Source organism: Modicisalibacter coralii (assembly GCF_004117855.1).
In the GTDB taxonomy this organism is placed as follows: Bacteria; Pseudomonadota; Gammaproteobacteria; order Pseudomonadales; family Halomonadaceae; genus Modicisalibacter; species Modicisalibacter coralii.
This window is the reverse complement of record NZ_QWBW01000029.1, coordinates 1-23,837: the sequence shown is the minus strand read 5'-3', so window position 1 is coordinate 23,837 and position 23,837 is coordinate 1. Positions and strand designations below refer to the sequence as shown.

At 68.1% G+C, this 23,837-nt stretch carries 23 protein-coding genes; 12 read left to right on the top strand and 11 right to left on the bottom strand.

The window, feature by feature from the left end:
* Positions 1–8 precede the first annotated feature (8 nt).
* The 10 genes from D0901_RS15495 to D0901_RS15450 all read left to right on the top strand — a co-directional run bounded on the left by D0901_RS15495 (position 9) and on the right by D0901_RS15450 (position 9,537).
* Positions 9–995 (top strand): 2-hydroxyacid dehydrogenase, encoded by a 987-nt coding sequence (locus D0901_RS15495; protein ID WP_129141215.1) that lies wholly within the window; start codon positions 9–11, stop codon positions 993–995.
* A 172-nt stretch (positions 996–1,167) separates the two neighbouring features.
* A complete protein-coding gene (locus D0901_RS15490) occupies positions 1,168–2,322 on the top strand; it encodes a GGDEF domain-containing protein (RefSeq protein WP_162500885.1) in 1,155 nt (384 codons plus the stop codon).
* A 162-nt stretch (positions 2,323–2,484) separates the two neighbouring features.
* Entirely contained in the window at positions 2,485–3,567 is a 1,083-nt protein-coding gene (locus D0901_RS15485; RefSeq protein ID WP_129141213.1) for a LacI family DNA-binding transcriptional regulator, read from the top strand.
* Between the two features lie 40 nt (positions 3,568–3,607).
* Positions 3,608–4,624: a TRAP transporter substrate-binding protein gene (locus tag D0901_RS15480; RefSeq protein ID WP_129141212.1), complete on the top strand. Its 1,017-nt coding sequence runs from the start codon at positions 3,608–3,610 to the stop codon at positions 4,622–4,624.
* A 55-nt stretch (positions 4,625–4,679) separates the two neighbouring features.
* Complete coding sequence (locus D0901_RS15475; RefSeq protein WP_129141211.1) at positions 4,680–5,264, top strand: TRAP transporter small permease; 585 nt, start codon at positions 4,680–4,682, stop codon at positions 5,262–5,264.
* Positions 5,261–6,568, top strand: a complete 1,308-nt coding sequence (locus D0901_RS15470; protein WP_129141210.1) for a TRAP transporter large permease — start codon at positions 5,261–5,263, stop codon at positions 6,566–6,568. The genes D0901_RS15475 and D0901_RS15470 overlap by 4 nt, the downstream gene beginning before the upstream one ends.
* A 240-nt stretch (positions 6,569–6,808) precedes the next feature.
* Positions 6,809–7,498: an HAD family hydrolase gene (locus D0901_RS15465; RefSeq protein WP_129141209.1), complete on the top strand. Its 690-nt coding sequence runs from the start codon at positions 6,809–6,811 to the stop codon at positions 7,496–7,498.
* Between the two features lie 91 nt (positions 7,499–7,589).
* Positions 7,590–7,964 (top strand): translation initiation factor Sui1, encoded by a 375-nt coding sequence (locus D0901_RS15460; protein ID WP_129141208.1) that lies wholly within the window; start codon positions 7,590–7,592, stop codon positions 7,962–7,964.
* A gap of 47 nt (positions 7,965–8,011) precedes the next feature.
* Positions 8,012–8,440 (top strand): YbaY family lipoprotein, encoded by a 429-nt coding sequence (locus D0901_RS15455; RefSeq protein ID WP_129141207.1) that lies wholly within the window; start codon positions 8,012–8,014, stop codon positions 8,438–8,440.
* A gap of 104 nt (positions 8,441–8,544) precedes the next feature.
* Positions 8,545–9,537, top strand: coding sequence for an aldo/keto reductase (locus tag D0901_RS15450; protein ID WP_129141206.1), 993 nt, complete (start codon positions 8,545–8,547; stop codon positions 9,535–9,537).
* 87 nt (positions 9,538–9,624) lie between these two features.
* Here D0901_RS15450 and D0901_RS15445 read toward each other — a convergent pair whose 3' ends face one another.
* Together D0901_RS15445 and D0901_RS15440 are read right to left on the bottom strand one after the other, a co-directional pair.
* Positions 9,625–10,284 carry a hypothetical protein gene (locus tag D0901_RS15445; RefSeq protein WP_129141205.1) on the bottom strand — a complete coding sequence of 220 codons (660 nt, stop codon included), beginning with the start codon at positions 10,282–10,284 and terminating at the stop codon, positions 9,625–9,627.
* A 91-nt stretch (positions 10,285–10,375) separates the two neighbouring features.
* Positions 10,376–11,260 (bottom strand): NAD-dependent protein deacetylase, encoded by an 885-nt coding sequence (locus D0901_RS15440; RefSeq protein ID WP_129141204.1) that lies wholly within the window; start codon positions 11,258–11,260, stop codon positions 10,376–10,378.
* Positions 11,261–11,346: 86 nt separating this feature from the next.
* Between D0901_RS15440 and D0901_RS15435 the strand changes: the two genes are divergently transcribed.
* On the top strand, positions 11,347–12,408 hold the full coding sequence (locus D0901_RS15435) for a sensor domain-containing diguanylate cyclase (RefSeq protein ID WP_129141203.1): 1,062 nt from the start codon (positions 11,347–11,349) through the stop codon (positions 12,406–12,408).
* Between the two features lie 98 nt (positions 12,409–12,506).
* A complete protein-coding gene (locus D0901_RS15430) occupies positions 12,507–13,418 on the top strand; it encodes a nuclease-related domain-containing protein (protein ID WP_129141202.1) in 912 nt (303 codons plus the stop codon).
* Here the strand turns inward: D0901_RS15430 and D0901_RS15425 are convergent.
* The 9 genes from D0901_RS15425 to D0901_RS15385 all read right to left on the bottom strand — a co-directional run.
* Complete coding sequence (locus tag D0901_RS15425) at positions 13,415–13,909, bottom strand: hypothetical protein (protein ID WP_129141201.1); 495 nt, start codon at positions 13,907–13,909, stop codon at positions 13,415–13,417. The genes D0901_RS15430 and D0901_RS15425 overlap by 4 nt on opposite strands.
* Positions 13,902–15,530, bottom strand: a complete 1,629-nt coding sequence (locus D0901_RS15420; protein WP_129141200.1) for a sodium:solute symporter family protein — start codon at positions 15,528–15,530, stop codon at positions 13,902–13,904. Before D0901_RS15420 ends, D0901_RS15425 begins: the two co-directional genes overlap by 8 nt.
* A gap of 64 nt (positions 15,531–15,594) precedes the next feature.
* Complete coding sequence (locus D0901_RS15415) at positions 15,595–16,377, bottom strand: ribonuclease T2 family protein (protein ID WP_129141199.1); 783 nt, start codon at positions 16,375–16,377, stop codon at positions 15,595–15,597.
* Positions 16,374–17,531 (bottom strand): permease, encoded by a 1,158-nt coding sequence (locus D0901_RS15410; RefSeq protein WP_129141198.1) that lies wholly within the window; start codon positions 17,529–17,531, stop codon positions 16,374–16,376. Before D0901_RS15410 ends, D0901_RS15415 begins: the two co-directional genes overlap by 4 nt.
* A 193-nt stretch (positions 17,532–17,724) precedes the next feature.
* Complete coding sequence (locus tag D0901_RS15405; RefSeq protein ID WP_129141197.1) at positions 17,725–19,062, bottom strand: deoxyguanosinetriphosphate triphosphohydrolase; 1,338 nt, start codon at positions 19,060–19,062, stop codon at positions 17,725–17,727.
* Positions 19,063–19,179: 117 nt separating this feature from the next.
* Entirely contained in the window at positions 19,180–20,085 is a 906-nt protein-coding gene (locus D0901_RS15400; RefSeq protein ID WP_129141196.1) for a LysR substrate-binding domain-containing protein, read from the bottom strand.
* Between the two features lie 109 nt (positions 20,086–20,194).
* A complete protein-coding gene (locus D0901_RS15395; protein WP_129141195.1) occupies positions 20,195–22,219 on the bottom strand; it encodes a CocE/NonD family hydrolase in 2,025 nt (674 codons plus the stop codon).
* 2 nt (positions 22,220–22,221) lie between these two features.
* Entirely contained in the window at positions 22,222–23,502 is a 1,281-nt protein-coding gene (locus tag D0901_RS15390) for a BCCT family transporter (RefSeq protein WP_233440445.1), read from the bottom strand.
* Positions 23,503–23,575: 73 nt separating this feature from the next.
* A partial coding sequence (locus tag D0901_RS15385; protein ID WP_162500866.1) for a transposase domain-containing protein occupies positions 23,576–23,837 on the bottom strand: 262 nt, incomplete at its 5' end.

Sequence of the window (23,837 nt, the reverse complement as noted above, 5' to 3'; positions counted from 1 at the left end):
GAGCGAGCATGCAAAAACGCATCACCGCCTTTCGCCGCCTCGGGCAGCATCACCTGGAACAGCTCAGCGAGCATTTCCACGTCGACTACTTCCCCGAGCTCGACTCGGCCGACGACCCGGCCTTCCGCGAAGCCCTGCGCGAGGCCCACGGCCTGATCGGCGCCAGCCTGCGCATCACCCCCGAGCTGCTCGACGACGCACCGAACCTGGAAGCCATCGCCAGCATCTCGGTGGGCGTCGACAACTACCCGGTCGACGAGCTGACCCGCCGCGACATCCTGCTCTGCAACACGCCCGACGTGCTCACCGAGACCACCGCCGACACCGGCTTTTCGCTGATCATGGCCAGCGCCCGACGCGTCGTGGAACTGGCCGATTTCGTCAAGCGCGGCGACTGGACGGAGAGCGTCGGCCCGGCGCAGTTCGGCAGCGACGTCCACGGCAAGACGCTGGGCATGGTCGGCTTCGGGCGCATCGGCGCCGCGGTGGCCCGCCGCGGCGCGCTGGGTTTCGGCATGAAGGTGCTGTATTCCAATGCCTCGCCCAAGCCGGACCTGGAGCGCGAACTGGGGGCGCAGCGCCGCGAGTTCGACGAACTGCTCGCCGAGGCCGATTTCGTCTGCGTCACCGTCCCGCTGACCGCCGAGACCACTCACCTGTTCGGCGCCGAGCAGTTCGCCCGCATGAAGTCGAGCGCGATCTTCGTCAACATCGCCCGCGGCCAGGTGGTCGACGAGCCGGCCCTGATCGACGCCCTCGAGACCGGCGAGATCCGCGCCGCGGGGCTGGACGTCTTCGCGAAGGAACCGCTGCCGGCCGACTCGCCGCTGCCGCGCATGGCCAACGTGGTCGCACTGCCGCACATCGGCTCGGCGACCGTGGAAACCCGCGACGCCATGGCGCAGCGCGCGGTCGACAACATCCTCCGGGCACTGTCCGGCGAACGTCCGATCAGCCTGGTCAACGACGAAGCCTGGACCAGCCGTCAGGGGTGAACGTCCGTCCGAGGGCCGCCGGGCATTTCGCTGCGTTCCAGCCGACAGGCCCGCAAAAAAACCCGTCGAACGCTATCGCGCCCGGCGGGTTTTTCGTATGTTGGAAGCCAGCAGCACGATAAGACCAAGAAAAGCGGTCAACGCTTTCACGCACCCATACGCAGGGCCTGCCATGAGCAGACGACGAGGCGACGCCAAGCCGGGAAAGGGGTATGGCGCTCACGCCGGACGATGGGCCGAGTTCCTTCAGGCCCAGCATACGTCCGAGTATCGCGCCGCCAAGGCCGAGGACTTCACCCACTTCACCGTCCGGGCGCTGGTGATCACGGCGGCGTTCGTGCTGTTCAGCAGCCTCTGGGACCATGCCATCGACGCCACCCATGCGCCACAGGTGATCGGCCTGCGCTTGCTGCTGGGTGCCGCAGTGTTGGTATGGGCCCTGATCATCAGACATCGCGCCCATGGCTGGCCGGCACGTCTGGCCACCATCGCGGTGCCGCTACTGGTCGAGGCCGGCTTCATCACTATCCTGGCGCGACTCGATGGCGGCAATGCCTATGGCATCGGCGGCTTTCTCTACTTCTTCATCTTCGTGCCGTTCCTGCTGCTCGTGCAGTCGCTGCGCCTGTCGATCCTGGTCCTGACGGCCATCACCGTCTTCCCGTTGATCGCCCCTCTGCTCGGCATATCGGCCGATCTCGACCATGGGATCTACCTGGCCTACATGCTGATCAGTTTCCCCCCGGTGGTGGCATTGCGCCTGTTCTGCGAATACCTCTACTGGAACCTCTACCGCTACCGGTGCCAGATCGAGCAACAGGCGTTGACCGACGGCATGACCCACCTGGCCAACCGCCGTCACTTCCTCGGCGAAGGCATGCGTCTGCTGGCCCATCAGCGCCGCCAGCAGCGCCCGGCGAGCCTGCTGTTCATCGACATCGACCATTTCAAGACGATCAACGATACCTACGGCCATCGCATCGGCGATATCGCCATCGATCACTTGGCCGAACAGTTGCGCCGCCAGGCCCGTGAAGGCGACCTGATCGCCCGCTACGGTGGCGAGGAGTTTCTGGTGCTGTTGCCCGACACCGCCCCGGTACAGGCCGAACGCATCGCCGAGCGCATTCGCCAGGGCGTGGCGGCCACGCCGCTTTTCGTTCCGGACGGCGGCGTTCCCGCTCTCGACCTGACCATCAGCATCGGCGTGGCCGGGTACGACCCCCGCAGCGAGGTACCACCGGATATCGATGTCCTGATCCATGACGCCGACCAGGCCGTCTATGCCGCCAAGCGCCGCGGCCGCAATCGCGTCGCCCGCGCATGACCCGGCGGTGTCGAGCACCGTGCCTTGCCCGCCCCCCGATTGACGCGATCGTTGTCGCCGCCCCGAGTCCCGGGTGGCTCTGCCACTAAAGGGTAATTGGTGAGCGCACCGGCCTCTTCTACGATTTGGATCAATCCAAAAACATCAGGACCCGATTTCTCCATGACCCGGCAGCCCCGCCACTCGACCTCACCGCCCCGTCAGGGCAGCGTCACGCTGCAGGACATCGCCGCGCATGCCGGCGTGTCGCGTTCGACGGTCTCGCTGGTGCTGCGCGAGAGCCCGCTGGTCGCCGAACGCACCCGCGAACGGGTACGCGCCTCGATCAAGACGCTGGGCTATGTCTACAACCGGGGCGCGGCGGCACTGCGCAGCAGCCGTACCCAGACCCTCGGGTTGGTGGTCTACGATATCGCCAATCCTTTTTTTGGCGCCATGGTCGCCGGTATCGACGCCGCGCTGAACCGCGAGAACTACGTGTCCTTCCTGGCCAACAGCGAGGATTCGTCGACCCGTCAGCAGCGCTTTCTCGAACGCATGCGCGAACACCGCGTCGACGGCCTGCTGCTCTGCCCGGCCGAGGGCACCGATCCCGGCCTGATCGACACCCTGCAACGCTGGAACATGCCCTGCGTGCAGGTCCTGCGTCACATCGGCGAGCCGCCGTTCGACTACGCCGGTACCGACTTCGAACAGGGCGTGCGCCTGGCGGTGGACCATCTCGCCGAGATGGGGCACACCCGGATCGCCTTCATCGGCGGCGAGGCCGAGCATTCGGCGACCCGGGCCCGCTGGCAGGGCTACTTCGCCGCCATGGCCGATCACGGCCTGACACGGACCCGCTGTCTGCGCACCGGGCTCACACGGCGTGCCGGCTTCGCCGCGATCCAGGCGCTGATGGCCGAGCCCCAGCCGCCCAGCGCGGTGATCTGCCACAACGACCTGATGGCCTTCGGCGCCATGCTGGGTCTCAAGCGCCTGGGGCTCGCTCCCGGCGTCGACTGTGCGGTGATCGGCACCGACGATGTCGAGGAAGCCGCACTCAGCGACCCGGCACTGACCAGCGTCGCCACCCATCCCTTCGCGATCGGCGAGGAGGCCGCCCGGCTGGCCCTGCGCCGCATCGCCGACCCCGACGGGGCGCGGGAGCAAGTCGTGCTCACGCCCCAGCTCCGCGTGCGCGAATCCTGTGGCGCCGAGACGCGCCACCCCGCGCCGTATCACGCCCGCTCGCTAACCCCCTGATCTGCCGCTGGCTGCAGGCAACAACAAGAGGTACCCCGACATGACTCACGAATGGATCGATCCAAAAAGCGCCACCAGGCTGGCCCGAGGCCTGCTCGCCGGGACCACCCTCGCACTGGCCCTGGGCCTGTCGAGCGCCGCCCAGGCCATCGACCTGCGCTTCGGCCACGGCGGTACCGAGAACACCGCCTATCAACTGGGCGCCGAGAAGTTCAAGGAGCTCGTCGCCGAGAAGAGCGACGGCGACATCGGCGTGACCATTCTGGGCAACTCGGTGCTCGGCCACGAGACCGAGATGTTCGAACAGCAGATGGCCGGCGCGCTGGACCTGTCGATCATCAATCCCGGCCTGATCACCGACTTCTCGCATACCGCCAACGTCTTCTCGATCCCCTTCATGTATCGCGATGTCGAGCACTGGCAGGCGGTGCTCGACGGCCCGGTGGGTCGCGAGATCGCCGACCGGATCGAGGACGAGACCGGCGTCAAGGTGCTGGCCTTCTTCGGCGGCGGCAAGCGCCAGATCGTCAGCACCCGGCCGCTCGAGAGCCTCGACGACCTCGAGGGCATGAAGCTGCGCACCAACCCCACCAAGCCGCTGCTCGCCGCCTGGAAGGCGCTGGGCACCGAGCCCACGGTGATGGCCTGGAAGGAGATCTACACCGGCCTGCAACTGGGCGCCATCGACGGCCTGCTCAACGAGGCCGAATGGATCGAGCGCATGGGCTTTCATGAGGTCGCGCCGAACATCGGGCTGTCCGAGCACGACATCACCGTGCGCCTGCTGACCCTGTCGCAGATGACCTGGGATCGACTCGACGACGACCAGCGCCGGGCGGTGATGGCGGCGGCCCAGGAAGCCGCGAGCTACGCCCGCGACGTCCAGCTCGAGCAAGATGCCGAGGCGCTCCAGACCCTGCAGGAGGAGGGCGCCACGCTCTACCCGATGGATCGCGAGCGCATGAAGGAGATCGTCGCCGAGCCGCTCGACGAGGTCATCGACGAGATGGGCCTGACCGAGCTGCACGACAAGATCGTCAACGTCGGCAAGTCCTGATCCGCATCCGGGGCGTGCCAACGCCCCGTTCCTCCGCCATCTCGAGGACGACGCCATGACTTTCCTGCTGACCGGACTGTCCCGACTCAATCGTGCTCTGGAACGTCTGCTTCACTGGGTGCTGCTGGCGCTGTTGATGGGCTTCATCGCGCTGATCGTCTACCAGATCGTCAGCCGCAACCTGCCGCTGCTGCCGCGCCTGTACTGGACCGAGGAATTCAGCCGCTTCGCCTTCCAGTGGATGGTCATGCTGGGCACCGCGATCGGCGTCTATCATGCCGACCACTTCGTGCTCGAGGCGTTTCCGCGGGGCACCCGGGCCGACCGCGCCACACGGCTGATCCGCGACCTGGCCTGCCTCGCCGTGGGGGTGATCTTCATCGCCTACGGCAAGGACTTCGCGCTCTCCGGCCTGCGCCGTCACGCCACCGCCTCGCAGTTGCCGATGATCTATGTCTATTCGGTCTTCACCGCCTGCGGAGTGTTCGTCACGCTCTACGCCCTCGAACGCCTGCTGCACACCGCGCTCTTCGGCCTCGACGCCATGGAGCGCGCCCTCGACACTCCCAACGAGCTGGACGAGATCGCCGCCACGGACGACGCCCAACTCGCCGCGATCGAACGAGGAGACGCATCATGATGCCGATGGACTGGGTCTTCCTGCTGCCCTGGCTGCTGTTCGCCCTGCTCGCGGTGTTGATCGTCGCCGGGGTGCCCATCGCCATGTCGCTGGTGCTCACCGCCTTCGGCGTGATCCTGCTCGACCCGCGGCTGACCGTCTGGGTGATGTTCCAGCGCATGTACAACGGCATGGACTCCTTCGTGCTGCTCGCCGTGCCGCTGTTCCTGCTCGCCGGCAACCTGATGAACGCGGCGCGCATCACCGACCGTCTGATCGCCCTGTGCATGCATCTGGTGGGCCACGTCAAGGGTGCCCTGGCTCATGTCAACGTGCTGGTGAGCATGCTGTTCGCCGGCGTCTCGGGCTCCTCCACCGCCGACAGCGCCGGGGTCGGCACGGTGCTGATCCCGGCCATGAAGCGCGAGGGCTACCCGGTGCGCTTCGCGGTGGCGGTGACCGCCGCCTCCTCGGTGATGGGCATCATCATCCCGCCGTCGATCAACATGATCGTCTGGGGCGCACTGACCAACACCTCGATCGCCGGGCTGTTCCTGGGCGGCATCCTCCCCGGGATTCTGATCGGCGTCGCTCAACTGCTGCTCAATCTGATCTACGTACGGCGCTACGACGTGCCGGTGCGCCGGCGCGCCAGCGCCCGCGAGCTGCTGCACTCGGGCCGCGACGGCCTGCTCGCCGCCGGCATCCCGATCGTGATCATCGGTGGCATCACCCTGGGGCTGGTCACGCCCACCGAGGCCGCGGTAATCGCCGTGCTCTATGCCATGGCGCTGGGGTACTGCGTCTACCGCGAGCTCAGCGTGCGACACGTGCTCGAGGCCTCGACCGCCACCGTACGGCTATGCTCGCTGTCTCTGTTCAGCCTGGTCGGCGCGGCGATCTTCGGTTACCTGATCAGTTTCTATCAGATCCCGCCCAAGCTGATGGCCGGCGTCAACATCACCGACCCCACCACGCTGCTGCTCATCATGGCCGCGGTGATGCTGCTGATCGGCACCTTCATGGACTCGCTACCGGCGATGGCGATCCTCGCGCCGATCTTCCAGCCGCTGGCGATGCAGGCCGGCGTGCACCCGGTGCAGTTCGGCGTGGTCGGCGTCATGGCACTGGGCCTGGGGCTGATCACGCCACCCTACGGCCTGTGCCTGATGATCTCGGCGAAGATCGGCGGCATCCCGCTGCTCAAGGCGCTGGGCACCACCCTGGTCTACTTGGCGGTGATGCTGGCGGTGATCGTGCTGCTGATCCTCTATCCGGACCTGGTCCTGGCGATACCACGCTGGCTGACCCCGGATTTCGTGTGAGGTCGCTCACGATGGTCCGGCGTTGATTTGGGCGGCCCCGGTCGCGCACCATGAGACGTAAGTCCTATTGTCAGGGCGCATCGCGCCCGGAAATCCCGGGCGACAAATCGTCACAGATGCGCTAGTGTTTAGGAAACAGTGTTCTAAAAGTGGACACATTCATCCTCAACCGCGCGCCGGCCCTGCCGATAACGGGAAGAGAGAGCCCACGCCGGGGCTGGCCGCAAGAGACACGAGATCATGCCGCAACCACTCTGCCTGCTTTTCGACTGCGATGGCACGTTGGTGGACAGCGAACCGCTACTGGCCGAGGTCATGGCCGACGCCCTGAGTCGTGTCGGCCTGCCCTTCGCCGCCCGACAGTACATGGAGGAGTTCCGGGGCGTGCGCTTCATGTCGATCGTCGCCGAACTGGAACGCCGCCACGGCAGGCTCGACGACACGGTCCGCGCCGCCGCGGAATCCGAGATGCGCAAGACCCTGGCGCTGCGCATGTCGCGCGAACTCAAGCCGATTCCCCATGTCCGCGAAACCCTAGAGGCGCTGAGCCGTCACCCGCGCTGCGTGGCGTCCAACGGCCCCGAACAGAAGATTCGCAACGCGCTCGACAGTACCCGCCTGCGACCCTACTTCGACGATCGCCTCTACAGCGGTTATACCCTCAACTGCTGGAAGCCCGACCCCGGACTGTTCCAGCACGCCGCCCGGGGCATGGGCTTTGCGCCGTCACAGTGCGTGGTCATCGACGACGCCGCCGTCGGCGTGACCGCCGGCCTGCGTGCCGGCATGCAGGTGGTCCACATCAACCGCTTCCCCGAGGCCGAGGCCACGCCGAGCGGGGCCATCGCGATTCACGACATGGACGAGCTGCCGGGCGTGCTCGCCCGCCTGGCCGAGTCACGCCAGGCGCCGATGGCGATGGCCAAGTAATGTCGCGCCGGGCGCCGCAAGGGTGCCTCGTCGCGTCCTGACGGCTGCGCTATCATCGGGGCTCATCCATCGTCTCGACAGGAGCCGCCGCATGGCCTCCCTTCAGGATCAGCTCCGCGGTCTCGTCTACTCCACCGAGCACGGCGAGACCTGCCCCGAGTGTCGTCAGCCCATCGCCGACTGCCGCTGCGCCGACCAGGCGGAGGCCGAGCGCATCGCCGCGCTCGACGGCATCGTGCGCATCCGCCGCGAGACCAGCGGCCGCAAGGGCAAGGGCGTGACCACCGTGACCGGCGTGCCGCTCGCCGAGGGCGAGCTGAAGACCCTGGCCAAGTCGCTCAAGAAGCGCTGCGGCACCGGCGGCGCGGTCAAGGAGGGGGTGATCGAGATCCAGGGCGATCATCGCCAGGCGCTCAAGGCCGAACTCGAGGCCCAGGGGTATCGGGTCAAGCTGGCCGGCGGCTAGCCGCAGCGCTTCTCACGCTTCTCGCCCCATTGCTCACGGAGATTCTCATGCCCCGTTCGTTCGGCTCACTGGCTCGCCCTGTCGGCTCGTGGCTCGTCGCCGCCATCCTGCTGCTTGCCCTGGGCGCCTGTGCCCTGACCCCCGATTTCGCCAACCTCGAAGCGCGCATCGTCAGCGACAAGCCCCTGGAGCTGCCCCGCAATGCCGAACTCACGGTCACCCTGCGCGATGCCGATGCCAACTCGGCCACGGTGGCCGAAGCCACCTACACGCGACTCGGCAGCGGACCGATCCCGGTGGTGCTGCGCTACGACGACAACGCCATCGAGGGCGGCCGGCGCTATGTGCTGACGGCGGCGATCCGCACCGATGGCCGGCTGCTCTACACCTCCCCCAAACCGGTTCCGGTACTCACCGGCGATGCCGCCTCGCAGGGCCGCGTCGAGGTCCCGGTAACGCCCGTCGCTCGGCCCTGACTATCACGAGAACCATGCGAGGCGGGCGCGGCGCTTGCCAAACCGCCGGAAATCGAGCCAGCCTTGCAGAGAGTTCAGGGAAAAACCGTCACAGGGAGACACGTATGGAAACCCTCCGCATTCCCGGCACCGACCTCACCCCGACGCGCATCGGCCTGGGCACCTGGGCGATGGGCGGCAAGCAATGGGGCGGCACCGACGACGACCAGGCGGTTCGCACCATTCACGCCGCTCTCGACAAGGGCGTCACGCTGATCGACACCGCCCCGGCCTATGGCTTCGGCCACGCCGAGGAGGTCGTCGGCAAGGCCCTCGCCGACGGCGGGCGCCGTGACGACGTGGTGCTCGCCACCAAGGTCGCACTGGAATGGGGCGACGGCATCGAGGGCGTGGTGCGCAACGCCACGGCACGGCGCATCGAGCAGGAGGTCGAGGACTCGCTGCGGCGCCTGCGCACCGACCGCATCGATATCTATCAGGTGCACTGGCCGGACCCCAAGACGCCCATCGAAGAGACCGCCGGCGCCCTGCAGCGGCTCCACCAGGCGGGCAAGATCCGCGCCATCGGCGTCAGCAACTTCTCGTCCGAGCAGTGCCGGGCGTTTCGCGACATCGCGCCGCTGCACACCGTGCAGCCGCCGCTCAACCTCTTCGAACGCGAGGCCGAGGACGACATCATCCCCTACGCCGAGCGCGAGAATCTCGCCATGCTCACCTACGGCGCGCTGTGCCGGGGCCTGTTGAGCGGCAAGATGTCCCGCGACTCCCGCTTTCAGGGCGACGACCTGCGGCAGTCCGATCCCAAGTTCCAGCAGCCGCGCTTCGACCAGTACCTCGCGGCGGTCGCCGCGCTCGACGACCTGGCCCGCGCGCGCCATGACAAGCGCGTGCTCGAACTCGCCGTGCGCTGGTTGCTCGACAGTCACGCCAACGGCATTGCCCTGTGGGGCGGGCGTCGTCCCGATCAGATGGACCCGCTCGACGACATCGACGGCTGGACGCTGAGCCGGGACGACCTGGCCGAGATCGACCGTATTCTCGACGAGCATGTCACCGACCCGGTGGGCCCCGAGTTCATGGCACCGCCGAGCCGCTGAACCTGACTCACACCACCATGAAAGGCGCCCGTGCCATTGGCACGGGCGCCTTGTGTTTCGCCTCGAGCAATCCTGCGGGCCTGTGGTTCAGAAGGTGTACTCGAGCCCCACCACGGCGACCGGGTAGAAGCCGTAGTCGTCGAGGTCGTCCTGAAGGTCGTCCTCCTCGCGCTGGACGTCGCCGGCCAGGCGCGGATCGCTCGCCGCCCCCGTGGCGTGCAGGTCGACCTCGGCGTCGGTCAGGAAGGCACCGAGCCGGCCGAACATGCCGAGGCCGGCGGCATGGCTGCCGCGCCAGCCGATGCCCAGATAGGGCTGCACGGAGTCGCCCAGGCTGGCCTTGCCCTCGAGGGTACCGACCTCGGCCGCGGTGTAGGTCCGGCCATTGAACTCGTAGCTGCCCCCCGCCTTGGGCCGCCCCACCACCTGCACGGCGATGTCCGGACGCACCGCGCCCAATGACACGAAGAAGCGCCCGGCGAACGGGAAGTAGTCCAGGGTCAGGCCGTAGACGTCGACATCGGCGTCGCCCTCGTAGTCGGCATCGTCGGTCTCATGGTCGATGCCGTCGTAGCTGAAACCGCCGTAACTGCCGGTGAGCGCGAGGTTGTCGTTGAAGCGGTAGCTAAGGCTGCCGCCGAAACCGGTGGTACCGGCCTCGGCGCCCAGCGACCAGTTGGCCGCCCCGGCGGGCAGCGAGACGCCGAGCAGGGCGACAGCGAACAGCGAGTGACGAAGGGTGAGCATGGGGATCCCCTGATTTTGTCATGGAATGAAAGTCGATCAGGGGAGATAACGGCAGGCAACGCCGAGGCTTGAGGATATTTTCACAAAAATGTCACAGATGCGCGAGCAGCTCGGCCAGTATGTCGTCCACCGGCGCGTCGACCTTCAGGGTGTAGAGGTCATCGGCGCGGGTATGCCCGCGATTGACGCAGGCGATCGGTTTGCCGGCACGCGCGGCCTGGCGGGCGAAACGAAAGCCCGAATAGACCATCAGCGACGAGCCCACCACCAGCAGGGCATCGGCGGCGTCGAGCGCGTCGAAGGCGGCATCGACCCGGTCACGGGGCACGCTGTCGCCGAAGAACACCACGTCGGGCTTCCAGATGCCCTCGCCGCAGCGCGAACAGTCCAGCACGCGGAAGGTCGAGAAATCCAGGCCATCGAGGTCGGCATCGCCGTCCGGTCCCACGGCGGCGTCCAGCGACTGCCACTGAGGATTGCAGGCCGCCAGCTCCTCGTGCAGGGCATAACGCATGCGAGTCGCCCCGCAGCTCATGCAGCGCACGATCTCGGCACGCCCGTGCAGGTCGATGACCCGGCGCGACCCGGCACGCTGGTGCAGACCATCGACGTTCTGGGTGACCAGGGCGGTGACGTGACCGCGCGCCTCGAGCGCCGCCAGGGCGCGATGCGCAGGCCCGGGCCGGGCATGCTCGATGGCCTTGAAACCGATCAGGCTGCGCGCCCAGTAGCGCTGCCGGGTCGCCGGGCTGGTCATGAACGCCTGATGCTGAACCGGCGGCGAGCGCTTCCAGGCCCCGCTGGCGTCGCGATAGTCGGGAATGCCGCAGGTCGTGCTCACCCCGGCGCCGGTCAGCACCAGCAGCCGCGGATGCGCCGCGATGAAGGCCGCCAGCGTGGTGGCATCGGGCGTGCCCCCAGCGGACGGCGACGGCGGGGCAGCGGGCCGGGAAAGCGCGAGCGTATCGTTCGGCATGGGGAGTTTTTGCTGGCGAGAGGCAGGATTTTTCGTCACAGTGAAAACGTCTCACACACCGCCCGCGTCGACAACGGATATTCGCGATGCTTCATCCAGCGACCGCCTCCAGGGATCCTCGCCTGGCGCTCGCCCGGCGCCTCTACCTGCCGCGTATCGTCGGTCTGGGCCTGGGGCTCGTGTGCATCGCACCGGGCCTGTGGGAAGCCCGGGCCGCCTGGCCGATTTGGGGCCTGCTGGCGCTCAACGGCCTGATCTGGCCGCATCTTGCCCGCCTGCTCGCCGCGCGCAGCCAGAATCCGCATCGCGCCGAACGGGGCTTCCTGCTGCTCGACAGCCTGTTCACCGGCGTCTGGTGCGCGGTACTGGGCTTCGACCTGCTGCCCTGCCTGCTGCTGATCGCCCTGCTCAACCTCGGTAACATCGCCGTGGGCGGCCTGCGCCTGCTGGCGATGGGACTCGGCGCGCTGGGCCTCGGCGCCGCCCTTGGCTGGCTGGCGACACCCACGCCCGAGTGGCGACTCGTGCCCTCGCCCGCCGTGCTGCTGGGCTGCCTGCCGCTGCTGCTCGTCTACCCGCTGCTGCTCGGCCACATGACCTACCGCCAGGCCTGCCGGCTGGTCGAGCAACAACGCCGCATGACCCGCCTCGACCGTACCGACGGGCTCACCGGCCTCTACAACCGCCAGTACTGGGAACGCCTGGTCGAGACGCACTTCGCCGACGAGCGCCGGCCGGCGACCCTGGCGCTGGTCGATCTCGATCACTTCAAGCGCATCAACGACACCTTCGGCCACGCCATGGGCGATCGCACGCTGCGCCGCGCCGCCGCCTTCCTGCGCGAGTCGCTCGGCGAGCACGCGCTGATCGGCCGCTATGCCGGCGAGGAGTTCGGCCTGCTGTTGCCCGGCATGGCCCGCGAGGATGCGCTGACGCGACTCGACGACCTGCGCGAGCGCTTTCCGCTCCCCGAGTCCCAGGGCGAGACGCTGCTGCCCTGTACCTTCAGCATCGGCCTGGCCGAGCGCGACGCGACCCTGGCCAGCCACGCCGAATGGCTGCAGCAGGCCGAACTGGCGCTGCACGACGCCAGGCGCCAGGGACGCAATTGCGTGGTCGCCTATACCGACACCACTCGCTCGACCTGAACGCCGGCAGGCGCGGCCGACGATGGCCGGGCGCAGACATTTGCCGGACATGACGTAGAATGGGCGTTTCGTCCCCCTTCACGGCAAGGATGGCTGAGATGGCCTGGCTGGAATACCTGATCCCCCTGATCTTCCTGGCGCCGCTGGGCGCGACCGCCGGGATCGTCACGGCGCTGCGCGGCCTGCACGACGCCCGGGTGCGCTCGCCGTTCGACGCGCAGCCGTTGCGCGAGCCCGGCCAGGCACTGCGCGACCGGCTCGACCGCGCCTTCTCCAGCCTGTTCCTCAACGGCGCATTGGGGCCGATCGTGATCCTCGCCCCACTGACCTACGGCATGGGGCGGATGATCATCGCCGACGAGCAACTGTGGCTGGAATGGGCGGTCTACGGCCTGCTCTGCTCGGCCCTGGTGCTGCTGTTCTGCTTCCTGCTGATCCGGGATTTCCAGCGTATCCGCCGGCTCAAGCTGGGCCTGGCCTGCGAACTGGCGGTGGGTCAGGAACTCGAGCGGCTGATCCGCCCCGAAGAGCACCCCTTCTTCGTCTTCCACGACATCCCCAGCGAGACCTTCACCATCGATCACGTGGTGCTCACGCCCCACGGCGTGTTCGTGATCGAGACCCGGGCGCGCAGCCACCCGCTGGATGCCACCGGGGCGCCCCAGCGCGAGGTGACGGTGGAGAGCCAGCGCCTGCGCTTCCCCGGCTGGAGCGAGCGCCAGCCGCTGCACAAGACACGCCAGGCCGCGGTGTGGGTCCGTCACTGGCTTGCCCGCGAGTACGGCATCGACGCGCCGGTGCGTGGCGTGCTGGTGCTTCCGGGCTGGCAGGTCGCGGTCGAACATGCCCCGAACGACCTCGAGGTGGTCAGCGGCGAGGGCCTGGCGCAGCGCCTCGCCGAGACGCAGCTCGGCGCGCTCGACGACGCCAGCCACGACCGCATCGCCCACGCGCTGGAGCGGCGCGGCGCGTTGCTCGACGGTCGCCGCCGGGAGAAGCCGTCCATCTAGGCGCGTTGAGCGTCCTCTCGCAAGCCGGCCAGCACCGCCGGCTTGAGCGCCGCCAGGGGCTCGCCCGAGACCCCGCTGATCACCAGCAGCTGGCGGCGGCCGCGGCGCTCGCCGGCGTAGCCCAGCCACAACGGCAGCGATACCGCCAGCGGCGACGCCTCGCTCAACCGGGCTCGCCACAGCCCGCGCCGGGCCAGACGCTCCCAGAACCACAGCCGCGCGACCCGCTGCCGGTCGGGCGGCGCTTCCGCCGCCAGCACGAGGCGCTCGTCAGCGTCGTCATCGGCCAACGTCGCCAGACTGGCGGGCCACAGCAGGCCCCGCTCGAGGCGCCGATGACACAGCAGCCAGACGGGGTCGGCCCCGGGCAGGGCCACGGTGAACGCCCACATGGCGAGCCGCGCTGCCTCGAAGCGCTCGGCGCCCAGGCGCCGCAGTCGGGCCATGGCGGCCTGCGCGTCACAGCGCCACGGCAGCGCCCGCTCAGCCATGCGCCACCGCCTGCAACAGCGCCAGGCCCGCCACCAGCAGCACGAACCAGAGCAACAGGCCGAAGCACCGCCGCCGCGTCAGGCGCGCTTCCGGGGTGATCTCGTGGGCCGCCGCGGCACGCCTCGAGAGCAGCGCCTGCATGTCCGGTGCGCTCTCGTCGATCACCACGTCGGCCAGTTGCTCACGACTCGGCGCCGGGGTGGCGAGGCTCACCAGATAGCCCACGCCCAGCGACACCGCCACGCCGACGGCGTTGTTGTACAGCCAGGAGATCGACAGGCTGCTCGACACCCACCAGACCGCGCCCATGCCGGCCACCAGCCCGGCCACCGCACCCCGCGCATTGCTGCGATGACTGAGGATGGCGAGCAGGAAGACCCCCAGCAGGGCGCCGTAGAACCACGAGCCGATGCGATTGACGGCCTCGATGACCGGCCCCAGGTTGCCGGCGAAGAAGGCGAACAGCGTGGCATAGAGCCCCCAGAACACCGTGGCCCAGCGCGACGCCTTGAGGTAGTGCCGGTCGCTGGCGTCGGGGCGCACGAAGCGGCCGTAGAAATCACGCACGGTCACCGCGGACAGCGAGTTGAGCGCCGAATCGAGGCTCGACATCGCCGCGGCGAAGACGCCGGCGATCACCAGCCCCGCGAGCCCCGGCGGGAAGGCACTGACCACGTAGCGCGGAAACAGCTCGTTCAAGTTGTCCGGGGCCGTCAGGCCGTGCTGGTCGTAGTAGGTGGCGAGCATCACGCCGATGAACAGGAACAGCAGCATCTGCGGCACCAGCAGGTAGCCGCCGATCAGCAGCGAGCGCTGGCCCTCGGCGATGGAGGGGCTGGTCAGCACGCGCTGGATCTGGCTCTGGTCGGTGCCGAAATAGGCGATGTGCAGGAACACCCCACCGATCAGCCCCGCCCACAGCGAATAGGTCACCGTGGGATCGAACGACAGATCGATGGCATCGAACATGTCGTGGGCGGCGCCGAAGGCGAAGACGTCGCCCCAGCCGCCCGGCAGGCTGGCGACCATCAGCCCCATGCTGACGATCGCCCCCAGCCAGAGCACGAACATCTGGATCACGTCGGTCCAGATCACCGCACTGATGCCGCCCAGCACCGTGTAGCTGACCGCCAGCAGCGCCATCACCACGATGGTCAGATTGACGCTCCAGCCGGTCACCACCGACAGCACCAGCGCCGGCGCATACAGCACCACCCCGGTGGCCAGGCCCCGGGCGATCAGGAACAAGGCCGCGCTCAGGCTACGGGTCACCGGGCCGAAGCGCCTTTCGAGCAGTTCGTAGATGCTGTAGATGCCGGCGCGGTGGAAGACAGGCACCAGCAGCAGGATCAGCACCGCCATGGCCAGCGGCACGTTGATGAAGGTGACCAGCCGCTCGAGACCGCCCTCGAAGCCCCACCCCGGCGCACCGATGAAGGTGATGGCACTGGCCTGGGTGGCCATCACCGACAGGCCGATCGCCCAGCCGGGGATCTTGCGCCCGCCGAGGAAATAATCCCGGGTATCGTGCTGGTTGCGCCCGAAGCGCGCACCGATGAAGGCGATGGCCAGGATGTAGACCACCAGCACCGCACTATCCAACCAGGTGAATTCGCTCACGACCCTGTCCCCGTTTACAGACACCATTGTCTCTAAATTAGCAGGGTTTCCCCGAATTGCCGGTTTACTCGGCCGCGAAGCGGGCGATGCGCACCCGCTCGGCACAGCGACCCCGGCGCAACGCCACCAGGCTCGACGCCGCGGGGAAGGCGTCCAGCGCCGCGGCGTCGATGCCGATACGCACCTCGGTCAGCCGCCGGTTGCCGCGGCCGCCACAGACCAGTTGCAGGGCGCGACCGTTGCCTTTGCCGAAGGCGGCCTCGAAGGCCGCGATCAACGCATTGCGGGCCACATCACCGCCCCGATGGAGGACCACGAAATCGGTGAAGGCCGAGGCATTGACCGCCGCCGTCAAGGCGACGGCGGTGGCGAAGTAGTCATCGGGAGCGATGCCCAGGCAAGCCGCATGCTTGGCGTACTCGTAGCGATCGAGACAGCTCGTCCGCCCGGGCATCGCGACATCGAGCCGCCGATCGAGCGGCGGCGGCAGGTCGAAGGGCGCATGCGCGCGACAGAAGCCGCCGTCGGGCCGGGGCGAGTCGCGAAAGCACCCCTCGGACCGCCATTGCCGACGGCTCACGCCGGCCTCGGCGGCCCGCTCGGGCCGCGACGGCCACAGGCCGTGCAGGACGAAGCCCGTATCGGCCGCCTCGCGCAGGCGCGGTTCGCGGCACTCCCGCGGCGGTGAGCGGCGGGTCTCGCAGAACCCGGCATGCCAGGTCAACGCCAGGGTGTAGTGATCGAAGCGCGCCGGGGTGTCGAGCGCCGTCGCCGGCGCCGCGACCGCGAAAAGCAGCGCGACGCCACACAGCCCGGCGACCAGCGCCCGACGAAACAGATCGATCAATGGCAGTGCCCGCCGCCCTGCCGACGGCCCCAGAAGAACGCCGCCACCGCCACCGGCAGCAGCACCAGGTTGAGCAGCGTCACGTAGTTCCAGCCGAAGACGTCGCGGCCCAGGCTGACCTGACGCTCGCCCTCGGGCAGCCAGCCCAGCGCGGCGAAGCCGTAGTCCAGGCACAACGCGGTGACGATCGCGCCCAGAAAGAAGATCAGCGCCATCCAGGCCGCCGCCTTCCAGCCGTAGTAACGCCGGTAGACCGACAGCATCGGCAGGGTGATCAGATCGGAGAGAATGAAGGCGATCACCCCGCCGAAGGAGATCCCGCCCTTCCACAGCACCGCGGCGAGCACGATGTTGCCCACCGAGCAGACGAAGGCCAGCACGGCGATGATGCTGCCGGCGACGGCGTTCCACAGCAACACGCCGAAGCCGGGGTTGTCGCCCTCGGTGAGGAAGATCGCCCGCCAGGCCTCGTCGGGCACGATCACCGAGAGAATCGCCGCCACGGTCACGCCGATCAGGATGTCCTTGCCGACCATGGTCACGTCCATGTGGAAGTGCGACGCGGCGGTGCGCAACTTGGCGAGCATGGCGCTCTCGCCATGGCCCGAATGCCCCGAATGATGGTCGTGGTCGTGGTCGTGGTCGTGGTCGTGGTCGTGGTCGTGACCACCATGATCGTGGTGATGCTCGTGCCCGCCACCGCCGCTGTCGTGGCCGGCGTTCTCGCGGGCCGCGTCGATCACCGCGCTGGGCACCAGCAGGCGCACCAGCACCGCCATCACCACGATGAAGATCAGCCCGCCGACCAACTCGCCCAGCACGAAGGCCATGCCCAGCAGCGAGAACAACACGATCAGGATCTCGAAGACCAGGTTGGTACTGGCGACCATGAAGGCCATGGCATTGGCCCAGGCCGCGCCCTTCATGATCAGGGTGCGCGCCATGCTCGCCGCGGCGTAGGAACAGCTCGACGACAGCGCGCCCACGCCGGTGGCCAGCGACAGCGACCGCGGCGAGGTCCGCCCCAGCTTGTCGCCGACCAGCTCGGCCGGCACCCAGGCACGGATCACCCCCGAGAGCAGAAAGCCCAGTGCCAGCCCCCAGAATATTTCCCAGACCATGCCGGTCCAGGAGGTCACCAGTTCACCGATCATATCGCCTCCTTTCGATCGATCCTCGAAAACCGTTCTCGCAACCCGTCAGCATAAACCCTTGTGCGACACACAGCTCCAGGCGGTGACCGCCACTTGGGCGGGTCTGCTGGCGCCACTTGACAGGTCACGACGACAGCAGACCGAAGCGCACGGGCTCGCGGCCGGCACGCCAGGCGCCAGCAAGGGCGCCGCCTTACTCGCCCTTGAGCCGGCCGCCCATCTCCTGGGCCAGATCGACCGCGTAGTGGTCGGTCATGCCGCCGATGAAGTCGAGCATGCGCCGGTAGCTGTCGTAGAGCGACCAGTTGGGTTTGGGCGTGTTCTCGCCGATCAGCGCCAGCACGCGCTGGTGCTTGAAGGTCGAGCGGCCGTGGTGGTGCAGTTCGTGGGCCGCGCCGATGAAGGCCTCGAGCAGGATGCCCAGGGTGGTGTAGGCGCCGATCTCCAGCTTGGCCTTGCGCTCGTTCTGGAAGATCCGCTCGCGGGCGAGCTGCTTGGCCGCCTTGACGCCCCAGTCGAGGTCGGGATGACAGAGTTCGAGCAGGTCCTCGGTGAGCCCGCCGTTGAGCAATGCGGTCTCTTGCTGGACGAACACCTCGCCGACATCGATCACCGCGCGCTCCATGGCCGCCCCGCGCAGCGCCGCGATACGCCGGCGCTGGGAGACGCCGGCCTGCTCCATGCGCGCATACTCGGGCGGTTCGCCGCCGGCGATCTGGGTGAGCACCTCGGCGACCTCAGGAAAGCGCAGGATGCCCATCTCCAGACCGTCCTCGAGATCGAGCAGTGCATAGCAGATATCGTCGGCGGCCTCGACCAGATAGGCCAGCGGGTGGCGGCACCAGGCCCAGTCGTCGCGCGGCTTGAGCCCCAGGCGTCCGGCGACCTCGGCGAGCCGTTCGCGTTCGGACTGGTAGCTGCCGAACTTGCCGGCCCGGCCGCCGTGCTCCACCGTCCAGGGGTACTTGAGCATGGTGCCCAGCGTCGCCGCGGTCAGGCGCATGCCACCGCGAAACTGGTTGTATTCGATCTGGGTGACGATACGAAAACCCTGGGCGTTGCCCTCGTAGGTCAACAGATCGGCACGCTGGGTGTCGGTGAGGCCGTCGAGCAGGCCGCTGCCGTCGGACTCGGCACGCTTGAACCAGTCGCGGATGGCGTACTCGCCGGCGTGGCCGAACGGCGGATTGCCGATGTCGTGGCCCAGACAGGCCGCCTGGACGATCACCCCCAGATCGGCCGGGGTGATCCAGGCCGGCAGCCGCTCGCGCAGCTTCTCGCCGACGCTCATGCCCAGCGAGCGGCCCACGCAGCCGACCTCCAGCGAATGGGTCAGGCGGGTATGGATATGGTCGTTGTCGGTGAGCGGATGAACCTGGGTCTTGCGCCCCAGGCGCCGGAACGAGCCGGCGAAGACGATGCGGTCGTGGTCCTTGTGGAACGGGCTGCGACCGACCTCGTCACGCGAGCCGCGCGGCTTGTCGTTGAGGCGCTGTGGGTCGAGCAGGCGGTCCCAGTTCATCGACGTCATGAGGAATCCTTGGTCGGCAGGCATCGGTGGCGGACATTGTCGCATTCTACGTCAATTCATCCGCCATGGCGGTCCGTGTCGTTGCGACCGGGCCGCCGGCAGCGGCATCGCGAACACTCAGCCCAGCAGCCAGCGCCGAAAGGTCTGCATCGCCTCGGTGCGGTGGCGGTGCTGGGGCGACAGCAGGGCCAGACGCCCCCGGCTGGGCAGGGCCTGCGGCAGGGCCCGGATCAGCTCGCCCCCGGCCAGGTCGCGCTCCAGCAGTCGCGACCAGCCCAGAGTCACGCCCTGCCCCGCCAGCGTGGCGTTCATCAGCAGTTGATAACTGTTGGCGCGCAAGGTGCGTTCGGGTCGCCGCCAGGAGAGCCCGACACCGGCGAACCAGGCCTCCCAGGTCAGCCAGTCGTGGTAGTGGTCCTCGACCACCAGCAGGGTGTGGCGGTCGAGCAGATCCTCGGCATCGCGCACCTCGCCATGATGCTGACGGTACAGCGGGCTGCACACCGCGATCACGTCCTCGTCGACGAATATCGGTTCGGCCGTGAGTCCGTCCGGTTCCACCTCGCCGGGCACATGGTAATAGAGCCCGAGATCGAACTCGGCCAGGTCCAGGCGATGCGGGTCCTCGACCGTGAGGATGCGCAGGGCGATATCGGGATAGGCACGCTGGAAGTCGGGCAGGCGCCGGGCCAGCCAGAGCGAGGCGATGGTCGGGCTGGCGGCGAGCGTCAACTGGCGCTCGCCGCCACGCCGGCGCAGGCGCGCCGAAACGTCACCCAGATCGCGCAGCAGTTGCCGGACCACGCGATAGTACTGCTCCCCGGCGGGGGTCAGGCGCAGGCCGTCGTGACCGCGCTCGAACAGCGGTCGGCCGAGATCGGCCTCGAGCCGCTTGATCTGACGACTGACGGCGCTCTGAGTCAGATTCAGCTCGGCCCCGGCCTGGGTGAAGCTCAAGTGCCGGCCGGCGACCTCGAAGGCACGCAGGCAGGCCAGCGGCGGTAGCGCATCGTGACTCGACATGGCGGCATTCGGCCCCGGGACATCCTGATCCCGCAGCCTATCATGCCCGGCGACCGATGCCGTTCCACGGTTCGTGTCCCCCGGCCGGTCGCCCCCGCCGCCCACCGGCCTAGATCGCCGTGCGCGGAATCTCGCGCTGCCACGTCCGCCGGCTCACCAGGGTCTCGCCCTCGTGGGCGATCTGCTCGGCCTCCAGATAGAAGGTGGCTTCGTCGCAGCGCAACCGATAGCGGCTGACCACCTCGACCGCGAAGCGCCCCTCGCCCTCGGCGCGACTGGCGCGATAGACCCACTCGATGTCGGCACGGGTGCGCGTGGCGTCGTGGGGGTGACTGGTATAGACCTCCCGGGCCTTTTGCTCGACGCGCAGGCCATGATCGAGAAAGCGCACGTCGCCCATGTCGTCCTCGACGATGACGGTCACCTCGCCGCTGCCGACGTCCTCGCTGATGGTGCGCTTCGGCGCGCCGGGACGCAGCGTCTCCTGACGGCAGGGCCGCGCGCTCTCCGGTGGCTCGAACGGCATCGGGATGAACGGCGCCTTCGCCAGCGGCAGATCCAGCGACGGCGTGCCGGCCTTGAGAGTCAGGTCGGCGCGCTTGCGCGGCGACCAGACCAGCGGGAAGCTGGCGCTGGAGAGCGCGACGCGCAGCCGGTGACCGGCGGGCAGGCGATAGCCGATCATGTCCAGCGCCAGACGCACCGCCATCGGTTCGCCCGGCACCGGCGGGGTGATCGTGCCGGGATCGTCGCGCAGGTTGAGGTTGAGCGTGCCGTAGGTGATCAAGGCGCTCTCGCCGCTGGGGGCCACGTCGCACAAGCGCACGTGGAGCTGGCCGCAGGCCTCGGTGCTGGCGATATTCACGGCGACACTCGGCTGACCGAGGATGTCGAGCCCGTCGTCGTAGGGCGCGGAATCGAAGGTCAGCGACAGGCCGTCGTCGCGCCGCTGATCGGGCGGAAAGTCGGCGCCGAACCACAGCGGGATGTACTCGCCCTGCAGCGACCCGGCGGTCAGCGGCGAGGCGATCGCCCGGTCGCGGCTCAAGCGCGCGTCGGCCGCGAGGCCATGGTCGCCGAGATACAGCCGGGTGGTCTCGACCTCGTCTTGCGGGGCCGGCCAGCCGTGGGTGCGCAGCCAGCGACCCGGGCGCTCGAGATACTTGGGCGCCGGCGGCACGCCGTCCTGCAGGTAGAAGGTGCACGACGGCTCGTCCATGATCCCGGTGTCGACGCCCTTGAGCCAGTAGTCCCACCAGCGCAGCGCTTCCTGCAGGAAGCCGATGGCCGGCTCGGGAATCGCGAAGTGCGGGTACTTGTGCATCCAGGGCCCGATCAGCGCCTTCCGGGGGCACTGGAGGTGCTCCATCATCCGCGGGATGGTGTCGATGTAGGAATCCGCCCAGCCGCTGATCATGTAGACGGCGGCCTCGATATCCCCATAGTTTTCGCCGATCGAGCCGTGACGCCAGTAGGCATCGCGGTGCTGGTGCCTCATCCAGGTCTCGGCCAGCAGCGGCATGTTGTCGAGCCGGTGCTGCCACATCTCGCGCCAGCGCTCACCCACCAGCGCGGGGTCCGGCACCGCCGCGGAGAAGCTCAGCATGGTCGCCGCCCAGCCGAGGTTCTCGAGCAGCATGTTACCGCCCTTGTAGTGGATGTCGTCGGCGTAACGGTCGTCGGTGGAACACAGCGTGATGATCGCCTTGAGCGGGCCGGGACGCAGGGCGGCGAGCTGCAGGCTGTTGAAGCCGCCCCAGGAGATGCCCATCATCCCCAGCGTGCCGTCGCACCAGGGCTGCGCGGCGATCCAGTCGATCACCTCCAGCGCGTCGCGCTGTTCCTGCACCGCGTACTCGTCTTCCATCAGCCCGTCGGATTCGCCGTTGCCGCGCATGTCGACGCGCACGCCGGCATAGCCGTGGCCGGCGAAGTAGGGGTGCGTGAGTTCGTCGCGTACCGCCGTGCCGTCGCGCTTGCGATACGGCAGGTACTCGAGGATCGCCGGTACCGGCCGTGTCTCGGCGTCTTCCGGCAGCCAGATGCGCGCCGCCAGCCGGGTACCGTCGGCCAGCGGGATCTCGAGGTGCTCGATCTCGCGGATCGCGTGCGGGAAGTCGTGCTTGATCGTCATCGTCAGTCCTTGTCGACGGCGGGAACGTAAGAGGAGCTGGCGTCGCCCGGCGCAACGGCGCCCGGCGCACCGGCGTCCGACACATCGGCGCGAGCCGCGCTCCTGGCGGGGATCCGCAATTGCTCGGGGTGCTTCAGCCAGATCCACAGCGAGCTGCTCGCCAGCAGGATGATCAGCATCGCCGGCAAGCCGCCCAGGTTGGAGAGCATCTTGACCCCGTCGATGCCGACGAAACTCACCATCACCCAGGACACTACACCGACGACCGATCCCCAGATGACCTTCATCGGCAGGCCGGCATTGAGATCCGAGTCGGCGGTCAGCCCCCGGGTGCACAGGTTGCCGATGGCATCGGTGTTGGAGTCCGCGGCGGTGACGTAGGAGATGTAGGCGATGAACAGCAGCAGCGGGATCCACAGCCCCGACAGCGGCAACTGGCGGAACAGCTCGTAGAGCACGTTTTCCACGCCCTTGTCGGTGAGGATGGCGTGCAGGTCGACGCCGGCATGCGCCTGGAAGTAGAGCGCGGCGCTGGAGAAGATGGTGATCCACACACTGGCGAACAATGCCGGATACAGCAGGTTGACGCGCAGGAACTCGCGCACCGTGTAGCCGCGTGAGATCTTGCCCAGAAACAGCGCCGATACCGGCGCCCAGGCGAACCAGATCGCCCAGTAGAAGATCGACCACCAGTAGGGCCACTGGTCGTCGCCGGCGGCGCCGGTGAACAGGCTCCTGGTGAAGAAGTTGTCCAGATAGACCCCGAACGACTCGACGCCCAGCTTGAGCATGAACACCGTCGGGCCGACCACGAACATGAACAGGCCCAGTGCCAGCAACAGCCAGGCATTCAGCGACGACAGCCGGGCGATCCCCTTCTTCAGCCCGCTGGCCGCCGAGATCACGAAGGTCACCACGACGATCGCCACGATCACGCCCAGGCGCAGTGGATTGGTCTCGCCGCCCAGGTACTGACCGACGCCGCCGGCCAGGGTCAGCGCGCCGGTGCCCAGCGTCGAGGCCATGCCGGCGACCAGCGCATACAGCGCCACGGCGTCGATCAGTCCGCCGAAGCGGCGTATCCGCGGCCCGAACAGCGGCTCGAGCATGCTCGAGATGGAAAAGCGCAGCCGCCGGTTGTAGAACGCCAGGGCAAAGATCAGCGCCGGCACCGCATAGATGGCGTAGGGCGTGAACGACCAGTGCAGGAACATGGTCGACATGGCGAACAGCATGGCATCGCTGGAGCCGGCCTCGATGCCCAGCGACTCGGGCGGACCCATGTAGTGATAGAGCGGCTCGGCGGTGGTCCAGAACAGGTAAGCGATCCAACAACCCCATCTGTACCGGCCTGACTCAGGCCGGTAGGGTGTCCTTCCACTGCCAGGGAAGCAGTACGTCGGGGTCGTCCTCGTCGCCGAGGGTCGGCAGCGTCTCGAACACGAACTGCAGGTACTCGTAGGGCGAGAGACCGTTGACCTTGGCCGTCTCGATCAGGCTGTAGATTGCCGCGCTGGCCTGGGCCCCGCTCGGTGTGTGGCTGAACAGCCAGTTCTTGCGGCCCACCACGAAGGGGCGGATGGCGTTCTCCGCCGGGTTGTTGTCCAGCGGGATCACC